Consider the following 20,204-nt stretch of genomic DNA (forward strand, 5'->3'; position numbering starts at 1 on the left):
GCAGTACGGAGCGAAGCAGGACACAGCCTGAATGTCGGTGGCGCCCATTAGCATCGTGATGTTGACGGATCATCATGCAGACGCCTGTGCTGAGGGAATCACGTCTGCAGGGCGTGTGCACGTGCCATGGCAGCGCAGCAGGGCCGGAACCGAGAGAGGAATCGCGGATGCCGAGCATGTCACCCGGAGTGCCGACGGGAGCGTCGTCGCAGTCGTTGGAGGAGGATCTCCTCCAACGGGTCCGCGAGGTCCCGCAGCGCTTCGCGGCGGCCACGTCCTACGAGGTCCGGGACGAGCTCGGCGAGATCATCAGCCGGGACCTGCTCGGTCCGTGGGACGGCCCCGGCGAGGAGTTCGACCCGCGGGCGGCAGGCCCGCGCGACCGATATCTGGTCGGCATGCTGGGCCCCAAGCGGACGTTGACGAACTCGCTCGCTGCCGCGTCCGAACAGCTCGACGACGATTCCGACGGTGAAGGCGACGGCACCGACCACAGCCTCCCGGAAAAGCTCACCACGCAGAACGCGGGCCGGATGTGGGCCTCCTCGATGGGCATGATGTTCGCCGTTCCGGCCGGGGCCGACGCGGTCAGCGTGCGTGTCCGCTGGGGCCGCTACCACAAGACGCAGGTGCTGGCGGAGGACGGTGCAGCTCGCACGACCTGGGCTCGTCAGCAGGTCGAGGAGCAGGCGGAAGTCCGGCTCGACGGGGCCGCGCGGCAGAGACTGCCACTCCTCGCGAGTGACCCTGAGGCTCCAGGCGTACGCCTGGAAGTCGATGTGCGGGAGCGGTCCGGTGCGAGCCGGGTGGTCGAACTCGCCCTGGTCAACGGCCAGGACGAGCCCGCCCAGTCCAAGGACAGCGCCTGGCTGTTCCAGACCGAGCTGCAGGTCACCGCCCTCGACGGAGCCGCGGCCGTCTTCGAGCCCATCTCCGACCCGCTGCGCGACGGTGCCGAAGCAGTAGGCGAGGGCACGGCCGACCTCGAGGAACAGCGCCTCACCCTGCTCTACCGCAACCAGCTCAAGCACGCCGCAGGCCGTAACGTCGCCGTCGACGCGCTGGTGGACCAGGGAGAGCGACGGGCCCACCGGCTCACCACCAACTGGCTCCCCGTCCACGACGTACCGGCCACCGTCGCCCCCACCGGCGAGGACGCCACCTACCTGGCCGGCCTCGAACTGTCGATGGACGCCCTCGCCGAGCTCCCCGCCGACCGGCTGACCGCCGCCCTGGCGCCCCTCGCCGAGGGGTACACCGCATGGCTCGAGGAGCAGCGGGCCCACGCCGGGACGTTGCCGCCCGGCCTGCGAGCTACCGCGCTGGACGCCGTGGAACAGGCCGGCGACGTGGCCGCGCGGATCACGCTCGGCGTGGATATGCTCTCCGACCCCGAACGCCCCGAGGCGCTCGAGGCGTTCCGGTTCGCCAACCGGGCCATGGCCCTCCAGCGTCGACACACCGCCATCGCCGCACTGCGCGAGCGCGAAGGCATCGGCTTCGCGCAGGCGAAGGCACGGATCGACGAACAGGGCGCCGCGGCCGCCTCCTGGCGCCCGTTCCAGCTGGCCTTCGTGCTGCTCAACCTTCGTGCACTCGCCGTCCCCACCCTCACGGAGAGGGAAGCAGGACCGGACGCCATCGTCGACCTGCTGTTCTTTCCCACCGGTGGCGGCAAGACCGAGGCATACCTGGGCCTGGCCGCCTTCACCTTCGCCATCCGCAGACTTCAAGGGACGCTCGGCGAAGGCGCTGACGCCAGAAGCGGCGAGGCCGGAGTGGCCGTTCTCATGCGGTACACGCTGCGGCTGCTCACAGCTCAGCAGTTCCAGCGTGCCGCGGCCCTGGTCTGCGCCGCCGAGGTGCTCCGCCGCGAGGCGTACGAGGCAGGCGACACACGGTGGGGCGACACCCCCTTCCGCATCGGGCTCTGGGTCGGTGGGGCCGTCTCGCCCAACCGCTACGAAGAGGCCGCCCAGCAGATCGCCGAGGCCAAGGAAGCAGGAGCGGGCCGGGGCGCCAAGGTCCTCCAGACCCTCGCCTGTCCCTGGTGCGGCACCGCACTGAGCGCCCAGCACGACCTTCACCCCGACGACACCCTGCGCCGAGTCCTGCTCTACTGCGCCAACGGGGAAGGCAAGAACGCCTGCCCGTTCTCCCAGCGGCGCTCACCCGGCGAAGGGCTGCCCATCCTCACCGTGGACGAGGAGATCTACCGCCTCGCCCCGAGCCTGCTGATCGCCACCGTGGACAAACTCGCCCAGCTGCCCTGGCGCGGCTACGCAGGCATGCTCTTCGGCCGAGTCTCCGAGCTCTGCCCCCGCCACGGCTACCGCCACGCCGACCTCGACGCGCGCACCTCCTGCGGCCAGACTCACAACTCGAAGGGCAAGTACGAGGCGGTCGCCAGCCGCCCTGTCACCCGGCTGCGCCCGCCGGACCTCATCATCCAGGACGAGTTGCACCTGATCTCCGGCGCACTGGGCACCACCGTCGGCCTCTTCGAAGCCGCCGTCGACCAGCTCTGCACCTGGCCCGCTCCCGACGGCCATGGGGGCAGCCGCCCAGTCGGCCCCAAGATCGTGGCCTCCACCGCGACGACCAAACGTGCCGCCGACCAGATCCGCGGCGTCTTCGCCCGCCGGGCGGCGATCTTCCCGCCCCGGGTGGTCGACGTCGAGGACACCTTCTTCTCCCAGCAGGTCGCCGTCACCCCCGCTGCCCCCGGCCGCCGTTATCTGGGCATCTGCGCACATGGTGTCCGGATGAAGCAGGCCGAGATTCGCGTCGCCGAGATTCTGGCCCTGGCCGGCCAGACTCTCTTCGACCGGCACGGTGCCCCCGCCGACCCGTATATGACACTGGTCGGTTACTTCAACGCCACCCGTGAACTCGCCGGGATGCGCCGCTTCCTGGACGACGACATCGCCACCCGGGTGCGTGTCCACGGAACCCGCAAGGGCCTGTCCAACCGGCTGCTGCGCCGCACCGACATGCTCTCCGTCCAGGAACTGACCTCCCGAATCTCCTCGGGTGACATCACCGAGGTGCTCGCCCGCCTGGAGATCGGCTTCGACGAGGAACTGGACACCACGGTCCGCAGGCAGGCCCTCGTTGACGAACTGAAGGCTGCCGCACAGCACAAGCAGCGTCTCGACCCCGCGAAGCTGGGCCTGCGCAACGAGAGCAACGGCGCAGTGGACGCGGTCATCGCCACCTCCATGCTCCAGGTCGGCGTCGACGTCTCCCGGTTCGGCCTGATGCTGGTGGTCGGCCAGCCGAAGAACACCGCCGAATACATCCAGGCGTCCTCCCGCGTCGGGCGCGACGCCAAACGGCCCGGCCTCGTCGTCACCCTCTACAACTGGACGCGCCCGCGCGACCTTGCTCACTTCGAGACCTTCAGCCACTACCACGCCACCTTCTACCGCGAGGTCGAAGCACTCTCGGTCACACCCTTCGCCCGCCGCTCCCTGGACCGCACGACAGCAGCCGCCTGGATCGCCGCCATCCGGAACGCGGACGCCGGCCACTCACGTAACGCGGACGCCTACGACGTGGACCTCGACGGCCCCGTCGCGCGCCAGGTCACCGAGCAGTTCCTCGCGCGTGCCGAAACCGTGGGCGGCGAGCGAGCTCGCGACTACCTCGCGGAGCGCATCGACACCCTCAAGGAGGCCTGGACCACTCGCAAGCAGGGCAATTCGCGCCTCGGCTACGAGGAAGGGAAATGGCAGCGGCAGCAGCTCACGGGTCTGCTCGACAAGGCGACCGGGGCGAAGTGGGGCGAGCTCACCGTCTCCCAGTCAATGCGCGAGACGGAGAACGAAATCAACCTCCTGGTCCCCGGCAGCGGACTCTTCGACGTCGTGGGCGGAGCCCCACCATGGAGTTATTCCGGTGGCCAGGGCCCGGACGACGCCGGCTCCGCCGAGGAGACCCCGGACGGAGACGAGACCGGAACCGTCCTGGACAACAAGCAGCAGGGACCGACCGGACCGAACGGAAAGAAGGCGCGCGCATGACCGACACGCCCCAGTACCGCCGTCGGGTCGGTTCTGTACGCCCCAGCCATCTGATGTTCACCGGAGGCGTGGGCTCCCTCGTCGACCTGCCCAACTTTGCCGTCCTGGTCCGAGGCATCGACGACTGGAACTACGACGCCGTCCCGGGGTGGGCTGACCTCAAGGAACCCCGACTTCTGCGAGCCGTCAACAGCCTCCTCGCCGCTCCCAACAGCCCCTACCAGGTGACGCAGTTGCGCCCGGCGCCATGGCTGGACGGCGCGGACCGGGACCCCAATGGCCCCGCTGCCAAGGTCGGTGTGCCCGTCCTACCGTTCCCCCAGTGGTTGCGCTGCACCGCCTGCAACGAACTCGGGGCTCTGGACTCCAGTAACTTCCGCTTCGAGAACGACAAACCCCGCCGCCCCGACAAGGCCCGCTTCTTTCACGCGGGCTGCACCGCCAAGCGCAAGGGCAAGCCCCCGCTCGCCGTGGCCGCCCGCTTCGTCCTCGCCTGTCAGGCCGGCCACCTCGACGACTTCCCGTACGCCACCTTCGTGCACCGCGGCGGCAGTTGCGCAGCGGTGAGCCATCCACGCCTTCAGATGCTCGACCACGGCGGCAACCAGGCCGCCAACGTCAAGCTCAAATGTGTGAACTGCAATAAGGAACGCAACATCCGGGACGCGATGGGGCCGCGAGGTGAAGCCAACCTGCCGTCCTGCCGTGGCCGTCACCCGCACCTGTCAACCTTCGACCCGGCAGGCTGCGAACACCGGCCGAAACCCCTGGTGATCGGCGCCTCCAACCAGTGGTTCGCGCAGACCCTCAGCGTCCTTGCCGTGCCGCCGACTCAGGGCAGCGCACTACAGGGAGAGGTGGAGAAGCTCTGGGACACCCTCCAGAACGCTACCGGGCTGCCCATGCTGCAGATGGTCTGGAATCTCCCGCAGTTCAAGGTGCTCCACCAGTGGGCGCAAGAAGACGTCCTTGCAGCGGTGCAGGAGCGCCGCGCAGCCGTGGAGGCAGGGCCGGCTGCTGCCCAGACCTCCACGTATCCCGATCTCCTCACCCCGGAATGGGAGATCTTCACCACCCCCGACACCCCTGACCCGACCGAGGATTTCGCGCTGCGGGACATCGAGGTTCCCCCTGCCCTCGGCGGCCTGTTCTCCCATATCGTCCAGGCCGAGCGGCTCCGTGAGGTCCGTGCCCTGGTCGGCTTCACCCGACTCGACGCGCCAGACCCCGAGGACCCGACCCTGGTCACCCGTGCACCGCTCTCCCGGAACCGGACCCCAGCCTGGGTACCGGCCAGCGAGGTGCGCGGCGAGGGAATCTTCCTGCGCCTGCCTGAGCCTCTGGTCGCTGACTGGGAGCAGCGCGTCGCCGGAACGGAGGAGCTTGCCGCGCACCGTGACGCCTACGTCGAGTTCCGCCGCAATCGCCACTCCGGCCGGATCCAGGGAAACGACGATCCGCTGCGCAGCTGGCCCGGTGCCCGGTACATCGCCCTGCACACTCTGTCTCACCTCCTCATCCGAGCCATCTCCCTGAACTGCGGCTACTCCTCCGCCAGCCTCTCCGAACGGATCTACGCAGGGCGGGAGGACGACCCGCGGACCGGCATCCTGATCTACACGGCGGTTCCGGACGCGGAAGGGACCCTCGGCGGCCTCGCCTCGCTCGCCGAACCCGAGGCATTCACCCGCATCGTGCGCCGTGCCCTCGCCGACGCCCGGCGGTGCTCCTCCGACCCGCTGTGCGCCGAACGGCTGCCCCACCCGCCGCACGAGGACTTCCTGCACGGCGCGGCCTGCCATGTGTGTCTCTTCGTCTCGGAGACGACCTGCGAACGCGGCAACCGCTTCCTGGACCGCCGGTTCATCGTGCCCATCGGTGACCCCAGCCTGGTCCTCACGCTGGACATCAAATGAGACATACGACGTTCCGGCAGGCAGCGGCTCAGGCCCGTGCGGTCGTCGGGACGCAGGCACTCAGAGCTCTCGCCGAGGGGATCGCCGATGGGCGGCCTCGAGCCGCACTTTTGTCCCTGCGGTCCGTTCCGGGCTTCGCCGAGGCGGCGGCCACCGTCGTGGATGCCGCCGGCGCGGACCGGATACCTGCCGGTGAGGCGGCTGCCTACCTGGAGGGCCTGGCGGAGGGACACGCCCTGCGCACCGCCGAGCAACGGGTCTCCCTCGTCTGGAGCGGCCCCTCTTCCCACCGGGTCCCGGTCCGTTCGACCAGCCTGACCCTGGTGGAACTGATCGAGGAGTCCCGACGGGAACTCCTGCTCATGACGTACTCGGCGAAGCCCTACCCGCCGCTCATCAAGGCGTTGATTGCTGCTGCAGAGCGGGCCGTGACCATCGATGTGGTGGTCGAGACCTTGCAGGGTGCGGGAAGCGCACTCGCGGGAGCGGAGCCCGCCTCGGCGTTCGGAGGGATCCCAGGTATCCGTATCTGGCATTGGCCCGTGGACAAGCGGGTGGAACATGGAGCCAAAACCCACGCAAAACTGGCCGTCGCGGACAGTCGGATCCTGCTGGTCACCAGCGCCAACTTCACCCAGTCCGGCGTGGACCGCAATATTGAGGCCGGAGCTCTGATCAGAGGCGGGACGACGCCTTCCCGTACGGTCGAGCACGTACGGGAACTCCAGCGTGAGGGCACTCTGCAGCGGTTCTACTGACCGGTCCGAGGAAGTAGCGGACCGGATATTGACTGGCATGGAAGCCCCCTCGCCAATTGCCGCCTGAAGACGCCTTCGCCGACCCTCCAAAGGCTGACACAAGGCGTTGCGGGTATAGCCCGATGGCCTTCCGTTCTGATGGCGGCGGTACGCGCCACTGCGGTCTCGCCCCCCGCTGGCTGTAACGCTCGTTTGACGCTCAGGGCGTCCACGGGCTCGCCCAGGGGGCGGGCAAACATCGCTTGACCTGCGCTGCTCTTGTTCCCGTCCCGGCTGACGTGATTTCGATGACCCACCACGTGGAATGCGTCGCGATCCTCGAACCCGCCGACAAGGGCCGCTGCCCCCCCCGTTCCGTCGAGCGTGCGCGACAGACGTCGGATGCCTCGCGGGCGATGACCCGACGACGGGACGGTGCTACTCGAAGAGGGACAGCCGGACTCGGAAGGTGCAGCCCTGGCCGGGAGCGGTGTCGATCTCGATGTCGCCGCCGTGGGCCGTGACGAGGGAGTGCACGATCGAGAGGCCGAGGCCCGCGCCGGCGCCCGAGGCGCGGCTTCGGGATGCGTCGGCGCGGTAGAACCGTTCGAAGACCCGTTGTCGTTCCTCCGGCGAGAGGCCCGGTCCCCGGTCGGCGACCTCCAGGACCGCGAGTCCGTCCCGCACCCCCACGCCGATCCGGATCGGCGTACCGGCGGGCGAGTGTGCGACCGCGTTGCCGACGAGGTTGGTGACGACCTGCCGCAGGCGTTCCTCGTCCGCGAGGGTCTGGGCGGTGGCGGGTCTGCCGCCGTCCGGGCCGGTGAGCGTGACGGGGCGGGTGGCGTCCAGGGCCCGTACGTCGTGCAGTGCGTCGGCGGCCAGCGTGCGCAGGTCCATCGGGGCGCGCTCCAGCGGGAAGGCGGGGGCCGGGCCGGTCCCGACGGCGGGGCCCCGCGCTGCCTCGTCGAGGCGGGCCAGCAGGAGCATGTCCCCGACGAGGCGGGTCAGGCGCTCGGACTCCTCGCCGATGCGCGTCATGAGGTGGTCGGTCTCCGGCCGGGTCCGCGAGGCTCCCATGCGGTAGAGGTCGGTGTAGCCCTTGATGCCGACGAGCGGGGTGCGCAGTTCGTGGCTGGCGTCCGCGAAGAAGCGCCGCATCCGTGACTCGGCTTCCGCCCGGCCGCGGAAGGCGGTGTCGATCTGGTCGAGCATCCGGTTCAGGCAGGTGGTCAGGCGGCCCACTTCGGTCTGCGCTCCGGCCGTCTCCGCGATGCGGTGTGAGAAGTCGCCCGACGTGATGGCGTCGGCGGTCTCCTCGATGCGGGTCAGCGGCCGCAGCCCGGAACGGACGGCGAACCAGCCGACGACGGCCAGGAGGGCGAGCAGCACCCCGCCGGTGGTCAGGGAGACGGTCCGGGTCTTCTCGACGGTGCGGTCCACCTCGTCCAGCGACGTCGCGACGAGGACGCTCCCGTTGCCCACCGGTTCGTCCGTCGACTCGATCGACTGGTCGGGCCTGGTCAGCGCCACGACCCGCCAGCGGTGATCGTCGTCGCGCGCCGGAACGGTGAAGGGCCGCCCCGCACGGTCGAGCACGGCGTCCCGGTCGAGTTCCGGCAGCCGCGGCCCGCCTCCGGGAGCGGCGGTGGTGGAGTCGAAGGTGTTGCGGGGGACGCCGGCGTCGTCCACGTACGACACCGTGGTGTCCTCGAAGGAGCTCAGCACGCGAACGTTCTGCGGGGAGTCCATGCCCGGTGGTGGTGTGATGCGGGCGGCGATCTGCGCCGTGGTCCGCAGGCGCGCGTCGACGCGCCCCTCCAGGTAGCCGCTCAGAGCGGTGTTGACGGCGGCGCCCGCTGCGAGGAGGCCGATGGCGACCAGCGTGCTCACCAGGCACAGAAGGCGCGTGCGCAGCGACATGCGCGCGAGGGCGCGCCGCGCGGTCCGCACCGGACGGGGCCGGTTCGGAAGAGGGCTCGGAAGAGGGCTCGGCATCCTCATGCCCGGGGCCCGCGCAGTACGTAGCCGATGCCGTGCACGGTGTGGATGAGCTTGGGGTCGGCCCGGTCCACCTTGCGGCGCAGATAGCTGATGTACGTGTCGACGATGCTGGGGTCGCCGTCGAAGTCGTAGCGCCAGACGTTCTCCAGGATCTGGGGCTTGGACATGGTCAGCCCGGCGTTGACCATCAGGAAGTGGAGCAGGCGGAACTCGGTGGGCGACAGGCGCACCGGTTGTCCGGCCCGGGTCACCAGGTGTCCCTCGGGCTCCAGTTCGAGGTCGCCGACGGTCAGGATCCCGGACGGCTCGCCCTTGGTGCGGCGCAGCACCGCGTGGATGCGGGCGATCAGCTCCTCCAGGTCGAAGGGCTTGGTGATGTAGTCGTCGCCGCCCAGGGTGAGGCCGGCGATCCGGTCCTGGCGGTCCTCACGGGCGGTGACGAACAGGACGGGGACGTCGCCGCCGACGCCGTGGCCGGCCGCGCGGGGGAGGGCGCGCAGTCGTCGGATCACCTCGAAACCGTCGATGCCCGGGAGCATCACGTCGAGGAGCACCAGGTCCGGCGGGCGGTGGGCCGCCACCCGCAGGGCCTCTTCTCCGTCCGCCGCGACGTCGACGTCGAACCCGGCGTAGCACAGGGCGGCCGGGAGGAGTTCGCGCACGGTCGGCTCGTCGTCGACGACCAGCAGGTGGCCCTTGGCCGAGGTGCCGCAGCGTGCCGTGCGGGCTTGCGTCATGGCTGGTTCGTTCCGCTCCGTTGTCCGTGGGTTCCGCGTCCGTGGATTCCGTGTCCGTGGGTTCCGTGTCCGTGGGTTCCGTGTCCGGGGATCTGTCCGGCCGGTCCGGCAGGCTGCTCGGCCGGACAGATCCCCGGCCTGTGTCATGTCCTTGGGCGTGTCGTGTCCTTGGGTGAGCCCCGACGGCCGGAGCTCGGCTTCGAGGAAACCTCACGAACCTGTGTGCGGTCCCGCGGACGCGGCCGGAGCCGCCGCCCCCCGTCCCGTACCGAGCGGAGTCGGCTCCCCGCGTAGCAGGCCAGGGAAGCGAGGACGAAGGCCGCGAGCGCCGGGAGTCGTACGGAGCCGTCGAGCCCGGCGTCCATCCCGCCCATCTCGTTGCCCATGAGGGAGAAGCCGATCCCCGCCGAAGCCTGCGAGACCAGGCCGATGACCAGGACGCTGAGGCCGACGGCCACACCGGCGCGCAGCGCGATCTCCACGTGGCGGCCCAACAGGGCCTTGGCTTCTTCGCGTGCCCTTCGGACCGGGGTGCGCGCGGCGGTGCGGTAGCCCGCGTACACGAGCAGACACACCAGGAGCGTCAGGCCGATCAGCCACAGGGGGAGCCCGGCCACGGTCTTGCCGCTCACGTCGAGCTGCCTGGCCCCTCCCTCGGCCCCGGAGCCCGTCGCTCCGCCGAGGCCGCCCATCATCCCGCCGCCTTCGGGCCGACGGCGCTCCATCCCGGCCTGCCAGGACGCGCCGAGGCCGGAGGTGAGGACGGCGGACAGCAGATTCGGTGCCGCCAGGAGCAGCGCCCCGGCCGCCTTCGCCGCCTGATCCCGGCCGGTCGCCGCGGCCGCTCCCGCGAGGAGCGCGAGGAACAGGCCGAGCGTGCACAGGGCGGTGAAGATCCCCGTCAGGGTCGAGGTGACCGGGTTCCACTTCAGGCGCGCCCGGCTGAGAGCGACGGGCCTCGGCAACGACGTGCGGCGCGCGGCCAGGCACCCGATGCCGATGACGAGCGCCACTTCGAGCACCGCGAGGAACCCGGTCAGCACGATGTCCGTGGTGAAGTCGAGGGAAGGGATTCCCTCGCCGCCGGTGAGCTTGCCGAGCCCGCCGCCCGAGCCCCCGCCGCTGCCGAGCCGCTTCGACACGCTCTCGGGAAGGGCGAGCGAGCCGTGGGCCATGGACGCCAGGACGGGTACGAGCACGGTGGTGACGCCGAGCGCCCCCACGGAGCGGGCGATCAGCAGGGCGGGAGCGGGGCGCGCGCGGCGGCGCAGCGGCCGGAAGAAGCACCAGCCGAGGACGGCCGCGCCGAGGAAGGTGAGCATCAGCGGCACGGCCCACACCCGACCGGTGATCCCGAGGCTGAGACCACCGCCCCCGCCGAGCATGTCGAGCATGCCTCCACCGGCACCGGCCTTCGGGGTCAGGTCGGCGCTCAGGTCGACCGGCCCGCCGAAGGCGAGGCTGGTGACGGCAGGGACGAGCTGGGTCAGCGGCGCGCTGCCGTCGGCGCCGAGAGCGCGCAGCGCCGCGTATCCCGCGCCCGACATGGCCGTGAGGGCGGCGAGGACGGCAAGCCCGCCCTCGATCGCGTGGCGCGCGGCGCTCCCGCCAGGCTTGAGCGTGGTGTCCGCGTTCCCCGAACCCCGTTCGTCCGTAGGCGATGGGGGCGCGGGATCGCTCCGCACGGCCGGACGCGTCGTGGTCGTACGACTCATCGGCGCACCTCGTAGGGCTCGGCAGGGACGGTGGTGGCGTCCGACATGGGCGGGGCGGTGGGCGCGGGGTCGGTCGGGGCCGGTGCGTTCTCCCGGAGGCTCTCGCCCTCCACGTCGACGTGCGGCACCCAGCGGTCCAGCCAGCGCGGCAGCCGCCAGGCGCGATGTCCGAGCAGCACGAGCACCGCGGGGACGAGGGTCATCCGCACGACGAACGCGTCGAAGAGGACGGCGATCGCCAGGCCGAAGCCGATGGTCTTCACCATCTGTTCGCTCGACCCCATGAATCCGGCGAACACCGAGATCATGATCACCGCGGCGGCCGTCACGACCCGCGCGCTGTGCTCGAAGCCGCTCACCACGGCGCGTACGGGCCGGGGGTCGGCGACGTAGGCCTCACGCATCCGGGTCACCAGGAAGACCTCGTAGTCCATGGCCAGACCGAAGACGACGCCGACCATGAAGATCGGCATGATGGACATCACCGGGCCGGGCACGGAGACCCCGAACAGGGCGCCGAGCCAGCCCCATTGGAAGACCGCGACCACCGCGCCGAGCCCGGCGGCGATGGAGAGCAGGAAGCCGAGCGCCGCCTTGAGCGGCACCAGGACCGAGCGGAACACGGCGATCAGGAGCAGGAACGCGAGGCCCACGACGAGCGCGATGTAGGGCAGCAGCGCCTCGGCGAGCTTCTGGGAGACGTCGATGTTCATCGCGGTCGAGCCCGCGATCAGCACCTCGGCGTCGTCGCTTTCGGTCTCCGGCGCGCGCAGTGTGTGGACGAGGTCGGTGGTCTCCTCGCTGCCGGGCGCCGTGGTGGGCACGACGGTGAGTACGGCGGTGTCCTTGCTGTCGTTGAACCGCGGTGGCGTCACCGTGGCCACCCCGTCCGTGTCCTTCATCCGGGCGGCTGCCTCGCGTGCGGCGGCCTGAACGTCACCGCCGTCGTCGGCGCGTACGACAGCGGTCAGCGGTCCGTTGAAGCCGGGGCCGAAACTCTCGGCGAGCAGGTCGTAGGCGCGGCGCTGGGTCGTGGACGTGGGCTTGGACTCGTCGCCGCTCAGGCCGAGTTCGAGCGAGGCGGCCGGTACCGCGACGGCGATCAGGGCGGTGGCGCCGACAAGGAGGACGGCGAGCGGCCGCCGGGTGATGAAGCGGACCCAGCGGGCGCCCAGGCCGGGGCGCGGCGTCGTCTCGGACACCTCGCAGTCCTTGCCGTCCGTACCGTCCTTGACGTCCTTGACGTCCTTGCGGCCCTTGCGGCGGCGGGGGCGGGACGGCTTGATGCGGCCTCCCGCGATGCCGAGCAGGGCCGGGATCAGGGTGACGGCGATCAGTACGGCGAGCGCGACGGTTCCGGCCGCGGCGAGCCCCATCTGGGAGAGCACGGGGATGCCGACGACGGGCAGTGCCGCGAGGGCGATCACCACGGTGAGACCGGCGAAGACGACCGCGGAGCCGGCGGTGCCCACGGCGTGCGCGGCGGCGTCCTCACGGCTCCTGCCGCGGGCCAGCTCGTCGCGGTAGCGGGAGACGACGAACAGGGCGTAGTCGATGCCGACGGCCAGGCCCAGCATGGAGGCCAGGACGGACGTGGTCCCGCTCAGTTCGAGCGGCGCCGCGAGGACCTTGATCAGGAAGGTGGCGACGCCGACGCCGAGCAGCGCGGTGAGCAGCGGCAGTCCCGCCGAGATCAACGCGCCGAAGGTGATGACGAGCACGACGGCGGCGACCGCGAGTCCGATGGCCTCCGTGGAGTGGCCGCCCGCGGCCGCCTCGGAGACCGCGTTGCCTCCGGCCTCGACCGTGAGGCCCGGGGAGCGCGCCTCCTCCACGGCGTCCGTCAGTGCCTCGCGCGAGGTGTCCGTGAGCTCGTCGACCGTCGCTCCGTAGGACACCTGCGCGTAGGCGGTGGTGCCGTCCTTGCTGACGGAGCCCGTCGCGAAGGGGTCGGTGACCCGTTCGACCTGCGGCGCATCGCCGAGGGCCCGCACGGCGTCGTCGACGGCCTGCTTCTGGTCCGGGGCGGTCACCTTGCCGTCGTCGGCCTTGAAGACGACGCGTGCCGTGGCGCCGTCGGCCTTTATCTCGGGGAAGCGCTCTTCCAGGAGGTCATAAGCCTGCTGGGCCTCGGTTCCCGGAATGGAGAAGTCGTTGGGCGGCGCGGCGGCCGCCCGGGAGGCGAGAACCCCCGCCGCCACGAGCAGCACCGCCCACAGGGCGGTGACCAACCACCGCCATCGAAAGGAGAACGTGCCGGTCTTGAAGAGGAAAGCAGCCACAAGCGGCCCCCGGATATGTTGCCGATCAATAGAACGGGGGCAACAGTGGCATCTCCGATTGACCGGTTCCGGAGTGAATTCTGGGAGATTCCTGAGAGGCTCTTTCCGCACCCGTACCGCTGACGGAAAGAGACAATTCCGAAGCCTATGAGGAAGAAAGGCGTTTCAGCGCACCGGCGGCCGCGGACCTGTACAGGTTCGTCGCCATCAGGCTGGTCTCCCGGGCGCCGCGGTCGGTGTAGAGGGCGGCCACCCCCTCGGCGATCGCCGGGTCGTCGGGGGCCGCTTCCAGGGCGTAGTCCGCGAGGTGGCAGGCCAAGGGCATGTCGTGGGGCGCGAGTTCGACGGCCCGGACGAGGAGTGCGCCGGGGCCACCGCTCAGGGCCGCCAGCTCGGCGGCGACATCCGCGCGGGGGGACGGCTTGAGTTCGCTCGGCCGTCCGCTCCACCATCCGCCGTAGTAGCGGATGACGTTGCGGACGATGAACTCGGCCTCGTCGTACACGGGTTGAAGCCACGGCGCCGCGGACTCCGGCAGCTTCACCCGACGTACGACGTCGACGTGCGGGGGCGAGCCGTCTTCGAGCACGGCCAGGGTCCGGTTCACGATCTCCTCCAGGAAGGCGGCCGTGTCCTGGAGGATGCGCCGGACCAGCCTGGGGTCGTTCACGACCGGCCCGCCGTGTCCTGGGCAGAGCGTTGCCGCACCCGTCTCCGCCATGGCCCGCAGACCCTTGGCCCAGTCCCACGGGTAGCGCTGCGCCTTCTGCGGGTTCCCGGCGTTGGGGACGCCCCAGATGATCAGGTCGCCGGTGCAGAGCACGCGGCGCTCGGGGCAGTAGACCCACGTGTGGTCGTCGGTCTCTCCCCGGCAGGCGTGCAGCTCGAAGGCCGTTCCGCCGACGTCGAGTTCGAGGGAGTGCTGGTAGTAGCGCGTCGGTTCGTGCGTGGGGTAGCCGAACCGCAGCTCCTCGCCCTGGAAGGCGGGATCGTCGTCGCGGCCCCCGAACTGGCGGCTGTTGACCGTCGCGTTGTGCCGCGGGCTGCGCGCGTACCGCGCGAACCTCTCGGCCATGCGTTCCTGCGCGACGACGTGCGGTGCGGCCTGGCCTTCGACGAGGAAGGCGTCGAGACCGAAGGCGTGGTCGATGTGGCCGTGCGTGTAGATCGCGGTGTGCACCGGGAGGTCGGTCCGGGCCCGGAGCCCGTCGGCCATCTCCCCGGCGAACAGCCGGGTGCCCGTGTCGACGAGCACCAGACCGTCACGGGTGTCGAAGGCCGTGACACCGGACCCCAGCGAGGCGAACCAGGTGTCCGCCGCGACCTCGACCGGTCCGCCCGTCCAGAAGAACTTGGCTTCCAGCGGGTCCTGTGGCGAGGCCGACATCCACTGGCTTGCGGGGTTCTCATCCATGCGAGGGTTCCTCTGCTCGTGGGGTGTTGGTGGGATGTTCGCGGGATCGCGGGGAGCTCACGGCGTGCGGGGGCGCGCCGCTGTCACGCTCAGGGGGCACCGGCGGCGTCGCGGACGTTCCGGTGCCACCTCGGTCCTCCGACGGCGACCACGGCCGCGAGCGCCGCCGCGGTGACGAACGGGGCCCGTGCGGTCAGCGGGGTGAGCAACAGCTGCACCACCATCGCGGCCGCGACGAGCGTGACCTTGGCGACGACCAACGGCCGCAAGGGCAGGAGCTGAGCCGTCGTGCGCCGCCGGAGGCGACGGCGCACGAGGTGCAGGACGGGCGGTACGACCACCACGAGCACGCCCAAGCGCAGCGCGTGCTCCCACAGCGGCACGTCCCTGCCGTACGCCCATGCTCCGCCGATCAGCAGCCCGGCGGCGGTGTAGGCGAGACGGAGGCCGGTCACGTTCGGCTCTGATCCCGGCGGCATCGGGAATTCCCTCCTGTGACGCCCGGCCGTCACGGTTCGCGTACGCGGTCAGGGGTGCTGTCAGGGGAGCCGCAGACGGTGTCCGTCGACCTCGGAGACCACGCTTCCCTCGAGCTTGGCGGCGCCGGGCTCGGGCTCGTGGCCGTCGCCCGCGCCGGGGTCGGCGTGGAGGTCGGCGGTGAGCGTGCCCTCGTGCGCGCCGCTCATGGTCAGACCGGCGGTGTAGTGCACGGTGCCGACGACGCCGCCCGCGGTGTGGTCGGCCTGTTCGGTGCCGTTGATGACGGACTTGCCGTCGTCGGAGAAGTCGTCGTACGTGACCTTCAGGGTCGTCAGTTCGGGGTCGTCCGGATGCGGGTGCTCCTCGATGGTGACGGAGCCGCTCGCGTGTCCTGGGCGGGACTCGGCGGGGCTGAAGGTCTCCGGGACGTAGTCCTTCAGGGGAGCCGCCCAGTCCGGGTCCGGGGTGGTCCGGGCCGGGAGCGGCTCACTCGGCCGGTCGCTGACGTCGGCGATGACCATGCGCGACTCCGCGGCGTCCGTCATGTTCTGCTGCCAGAAGGCGACCTTGGTGCTGTCGGGCGACCAGTGGTTCTTCATCCGGCTGTCCCAGCCGCCGTCGGTCGCTCCGGGTGCCAAGGGCTCGCCGAGGTCGCCCTTCTCCTCGCTTCCGGAGCGGACCAGCCACGGTTCGAGCAGATCGGGCCGCTCGCGGCGCTGGTTGAACAGGGTGGTGAAGACCGGCTGGAGCCCCGGGCCGATGAAGTTCGGCCGGGTGAGCTGCGACAGAGTGGCGAAGATGTCGGAGTCGCGGCCGCTGCCGACGACATAACGTTCGCCGTCGGGTGCGAACTGCAAGTCCTCGTCGTAGTCGTTGGCGTAGGTGAGCCGGGTCTTGTGACCGGTCGCCAGGTCGAACAGGAAGACGTCGGGGTTGGCCGCTTCCGGGGTGTCGACGTACTCGCTCACCACCAGGCTCCGCCCGTCGTGGGTGAACGACTTGGCCTCGCCCTTCGCGGAGACGACTCGGGCGTCATCGATCTCGTAGCTGTTCTCGGCCCGCCGGAGCGTGCCGACGTTGGCGAGGTAGCCCGGCTCTCCGGTGGAGGTGGTGCGGATCTGGGTGAAGGCGACGTGCTTGCCGTCGGGGGCGATCCGTACCTCTCGGCCCTTCTGGAGCACGTGGCCCTCGCCCGGTTCGGGGAAGTTGAGCGGCACCACCTCGGGGTCCCGGCACTTGCTGATCTTCTTCTCGCATTCGAGAACGAGGGTGCCGCCGCCGGGGATGCCGCTGTTGACCACCATGCGGCGGCCGTCGGGGAAGACCAGGGGCTGCGACAGGTCGTCGTCGCTGCCGGTGTCCAGGCCGCAGGTCAGGCAGGTGAGCCCGGTGCCGTTCTCACGGATCGTCATGATCTCGGACCGCGTGCTGCCCTGCGGGGTGCCGGTGAAGACGAGCCGTTCGCCGTCGGGCGTGAAGGAGGGGAACTTCGGCCCGCGTACGGAGTCGGGGATCGGCACGGTCCGAAGGGAGTCGGCGGGGGTTTCATCGGCCCCTGCGGTGGCGGCGGGTGCCAGGACTGCCGACAGGGCCAGCGCTGTTGGCGCGGCGGCGCGGCGGAACATCGTCGTGAGCATGCGTCTCCTTCAATCCGATGACGGGTCGACGGCCGGAGCCTGGCATTCGCGGCTGACACTTCTCGGAGAAGACCTGAGAGCTTTCTGAGGGCCCGGCCGAACGAGGCCCGATTCCGTCCGGGTGCGTCCCCCTTGGTGCCTTGGGTCAGCCGCCCGGCTGCCGGAGCGGCATCGCGCCCGAGGATGAGCAGCCCCTGCGCCCCACGGACGGTGGGGTGTGTAGTCGCGCAGGTAGCGGTATCGGTCGTCACGGGTGGTGCGGGCCATGGCGTAGCGCTCGTCCATCCGGTCCCGGCCCCCGAAGGCGCCCTCCTGAAACATGAGCACTGCTCGCGTCAGCTTCCCGGGTGGGAGGATGGAAGCGTGAATCAAGACCGCAACGCGGGGGCGCTGCGCAGGATGCCGGTCCAGAAGCGCAGCGCCGAACGCTTCGAACGACTGCTCGATGCCTGCGCCCAACTCCTGGACGAGGTCGGCTATGCCGCGGTGACCACGAAGGAAGTGGCCCGCAGGGCCGACGTGCCCATCGGCACCCTTTACCAGTTCTTCTCCGACCGGGAGGGGCTGATCGGCGCGCTCGCCGTCCGCAACCTGGAGTCGTTCCTGGCGCGGGTCGAGGGTCGCCTCGAACGCGAGAAGCCCGAGGACGTCCCGGGCATCGTGGACGTCACCATCGACGAGTTCGTCACGATGCGCCGGACGATCACCGGGTTCGGCGTGGTCGACTTCGGTGCGGTGGGCCAGGACCACGTCCTCGATCCGTCCCTGGACAACAACACCGCGGTCGCCGGCCGGCTGCGTTCACTGACCGCCTCCCTGACCGGAGCCCAGGACGACGCCGAGCTGGAAATCACCCTCCGAGTGGCGCTGGAATGCGCGGACAGCGTGCTGCAACTGGCCTTCCGCACTGATCCGCAGGGCGACGCCCGGCTGATTGCCGAGTGCAAGCGCGTCCTCAACAGCTATCTGACCGACCGGCTCCGGTGACACCCGCCGCCCCGGCTCGGCGGACGCTCCCGACCTTCCAGGCCAAGGCCGCGCCGACCGGGAACGGGCCGGGGCCGGGCGCCACCTCATGGGCGGCTCAGTCGGCGTAGACGCCGACCTCGCGCAGCGAGAGGCCCCACTTGGTGCCGCGCTCCAGCCCCTTGACGCGCACGTAGCGCGCCTGCGTGCGGGTGAAACGTGCCGTGTCCAGGCCGCCGTCACCGGCAGTCGTGGACCACGCCGACTTCCAGTTCGTGCCGTCCTCGGACAGCTCGACGCGGTACGACTTCGCGTACGCCGCCTCCCAGTCGAGGGTGACGCGCTCGACCGGTTTCGCGGAGCCGAGGTCGACCTGGAGCCACTGGTCGTCCTTCCACTCGCTGGCCCAGCGCGTGTCCTTGTCCCCGTCCACGGCCTTGCCGGGCGCGAAGCCTTCGAACGGGTTCCACCACTCCGAAGAGGACGCGGTGGCGGCCGCGCCCGAGGCAAGGTTCTTTCCGAGCTCGTGCTTCTCGGAGTTGCCCCAGGTGTTCAGGTAGGACTCGGCACCCGAGAAGAGGTCGTCCACGACGTCCTTGCCGCCGACGTTGCGGATGTCCTCGATCCAGTCAGGGACCATGCCGTAGTGCGCCGCGCCATCGGTGTTGAAGTCCCAGGTGCGCTCGCCGGTGGTCTGCTTGTCGATCACCGAGCCGCCGTCCGTGCTGCGGAAGGGGTACTTCACCGGGTCGGGGGCGTCACCGCCCCGCGGGGCGGGCCAGCCGCCGAGACCGTTCATGTCGGTGCCGTAGCCGTAGCCGACCTTGTACTTCGCCCGCAGCGCGGCCTTGCTCCTGGCCTCATCGCTGAACGGCCCCGCGACGCTCATGTACTGGGCGGCGAAACCGCCGAGCTTGTAGAGCCGCTCGGTCCACCCCGAGTCCATCCAGCTGTGCGAGGAGATGACGCCCGGATACGCCTCGGATTCCAGGACCTCGAAGGCCTGGTCCGCGGCCTTGACGCTCATGTGGTCCAGTTCCAGCATCATGTGACGCTTCATCATGCCGCGTACCGCGTACTCGCCGAGGCTCGTGAGGCCGCGGACGTTGCACTGCGCGCCCGACGCGTACGAGGGGACGGAGACGCCCTTCGGCAACCGCTTCTCGGCCTCCGCCGCCACCGCGTTCCCGATGGGGTTGTCGTGCTGCGGCCCGCGACAGGTCTCCGTCTTCCAGAAGGTGCCGGTCGACAGGAACTGGCCGACGTTGATGGCCGTGCCGAGCGTGCCGGAGTCGAAGCGCACCCCGCACAGCGCGTTGTCGAACTTGTGGCACAGGAACATACTGCTCACGCCCAGCTTCTTCAGCTCGTCCAGGCCGCGGTCGATGTCCTCCTCGCCGCACTGCGCCTTGTCCAGGATCTGCTTGCAGCCGAACGGCTCGGAGGTCTCGACCCCCAGGACGACGGCCAGCTTGCCCTGCTCGACGACCTCGCGGGCCTGCGCGCTGCTGGTGACGATCCGGAACCAGCCCTTGCCCGGGCCGCCGTACATCTTGTCGATGAACGCCTGCATGTCGTACGACTTCTTCGCCTCGAGGCGGATGGCGTCCATCTCGTCGCAGCCGCGGTCCTTGAAGAAGTAGACCGAGCAGATCACGCCGTTGGTGACCAGGTCGTTGACGAGGATCCGCTGACCGCCGCGCCAGGCCCGCTCGATTCCGGCGTAGTAGTTCTGCTGGTGGGTCAGCGAGTCGTGGGCGGGCCAGTCCTTGAACGTGGGCCACCCGTCGGGGTCGTGCTTGCCGTCGCCCCCCTTGGTGATCATGTCGAAGACGGCGCCCGTGCCGTCGGGGTAGTGCTCGGGGCAGTCCTTGAGCGCGTCGGCGACGCCCTGCTCCGAGAACGGTTTGCCGCAGAGCAGTCGGCCGCCGAAGCCCTCGTTGGACATGATGTGGTCGTGGGCGTCGACGAAGCCCCGTACGTTCCCCTGGGAATCGGTGCCTTTGAAGGGCTCACCCGTGACGCCGACCTGCGCGTCGGGTGTGGGCCGCGCGGTCGGGTTCCACCAGTCGGGGTCGGGTTGCGCCGCGGAGCTCGGCATGGTGCCGAGCATCAGGGTCATCGCGGTGAAGAGCAGGAGAACCACCGTGAGGGATCTACGCCTTCGGCGTGGGGGGTGAGCGATGTTCATCGCCGTGATCCTTAAATGTGAGGGGCGCTCATGTTTGGCTCACACCATAGGGACGCGGACCGGCAACGCCAACCCCCTGACGGGGGCTGTCGCCGGTGGC

Annotated in this window: 12 protein-coding genes; 4 read left to right on the forward strand and 8 right to left on the reverse strand. The window is 70.3% G+C overall.

The features are described 5' to 3' along the window. Nucleotides 1-167 precede the first annotated feature (167 nt). From drmA to drmC, 3 genes are read left to right on the forward strand one after another with little or no spacing between them, the layout of a single operon-like run. Nucleotides 168-4,025 (forward strand): DISARM system helicase DrmA, encoded by a 3,858-nt coding sequence (gene drmA, locus KY5_RS30720; RefSeq protein ID WP_234362926.1) that lies wholly within the window; start codon nucleotides 168-170, stop codon nucleotides 4,023-4,025. Next, complete coding sequence (gene drmB / locus KY5_RS30725) at nucleotides 4,022-5,941, forward strand: DUF1998 domain-containing protein (protein WP_098245257.1); 1,920 nt, start codon at nucleotides 4,022-4,024, stop codon at nucleotides 5,939-5,941. Before drmA ends, drmB begins: the two co-directional genes overlap by 4 nt. Next, the gene (gene drmC / locus KY5_RS30730; RefSeq protein ID WP_098245258.1) at nucleotides 5,938-6,699 is read left to right on the forward strand and encodes a DISARM system phospholipase D-like protein DrmC; all 762 of its coding nucleotides are present in this window, start codon (nucleotides 5,938-5,940) and stop codon (nucleotides 6,697-6,699) included. Before drmB ends, drmC begins: the two co-directional genes overlap by 4 nt. Nucleotides 6,700-7,116: 417 nt before the next feature. Here the strand turns inward: drmC and KY5_RS30735 are convergent, their stop codons facing one another. From KY5_RS30735 to KY5_RS30765, 7 genes are all read right to left on the reverse strand, one after another. Then, complete coding sequence (locus KY5_RS30735) at nucleotides 7,117-8,601, reverse strand: sensor histidine kinase (protein WP_234362927.1); 1,485 nt, start codon at nucleotides 8,599-8,601, stop codon at nucleotides 7,117-7,119. A gap of 77 nt (nucleotides 8,602-8,678) precedes the next feature. Further along, nucleotides 8,679-9,419, reverse strand: a complete 741-nt coding sequence (locus KY5_RS30740) for a response regulator transcription factor (RefSeq protein WP_098245260.1) — start codon at nucleotides 9,417-9,419, stop codon at nucleotides 8,679-8,681. Nucleotides 9,420-9,562: 143 nt separating this feature from the next. Continuing rightward, entirely contained in the window at nucleotides 9,563-11,134 is a 1,572-nt protein-coding gene (locus KY5_RS30745; RefSeq protein WP_159072619.1) for a streptophobe family protein, read from the reverse strand. Next, nucleotides 11,131-13,416 carry an MMPL family transporter gene (locus KY5_RS30750; RefSeq protein ID WP_098245262.1) on the reverse strand — a complete coding sequence of 762 codons (2,286 nt, stop codon included), beginning with the start codon at nucleotides 13,414-13,416 and terminating at the stop codon, nucleotides 11,131-11,133. The genes KY5_RS30745 and KY5_RS30750 overlap by 4 nt, the downstream gene beginning before the upstream one ends. Nucleotides 13,417-13,561: 145 nt before the next feature. Then, nucleotides 13,562-14,830: an alkyl sulfatase dimerization domain-containing protein gene (locus KY5_RS30755; protein WP_098245263.1), complete on the reverse strand. Its 1,269-nt coding sequence runs from the start codon at nucleotides 14,828-14,830 to the stop codon at nucleotides 13,562-13,564. Nucleotides 14,831-14,919: 89 nt separating this feature from the next. After that, nucleotides 14,920-15,309: a hypothetical protein gene (locus tag KY5_RS30760; RefSeq protein WP_234362928.1), complete on the reverse strand. Its 390-nt coding sequence runs from the start codon at nucleotides 15,307-15,309 to the stop codon at nucleotides 14,920-14,922. Between the two features lie 60 nt (nucleotides 15,310-15,369). Beyond that, a complete protein-coding gene (locus KY5_RS30765) occupies nucleotides 15,370-16,947 on the reverse strand; it encodes a PD40 domain-containing protein (RefSeq protein WP_098245265.1) in 1,578 nt (525 codons plus the stop codon). Between the two features lie 363 nt (nucleotides 16,948-17,310). On the opposite strand from KY5_RS30765, the gene KY5_RS30775 reads away from it, so the two are divergent. Continuing rightward, entirely contained in the window at nucleotides 17,311-17,934 is a 624-nt protein-coding gene (locus KY5_RS30775) for a TetR/AcrR family transcriptional regulator (protein WP_199843313.1), read from the forward strand. Nucleotides 17,935-18,031: 97 nt separating this feature from the next. On the opposite strand, the gene KY5_RS30780 is transcribed toward KY5_RS30775, so the two are convergent. Then, nucleotides 18,032-20,104: a discoidin domain-containing protein gene (locus tag KY5_RS30780; RefSeq protein ID WP_098245267.1), complete on the reverse strand. Its 2,073-nt coding sequence runs from the start codon at nucleotides 20,102-20,104 to the stop codon at nucleotides 18,032-18,034. Between the last annotated feature and the right edge of the window lie 100 nt (nucleotides 20,105-20,204).

This window comes from Streptomyces formicae (assembly GCF_002556545.1).
Taxonomy (GTDB): Bacteria; Actinomycetota; Actinomycetes; order Streptomycetales; family Streptomycetaceae; genus Streptomyces; species Streptomyces formicae_A.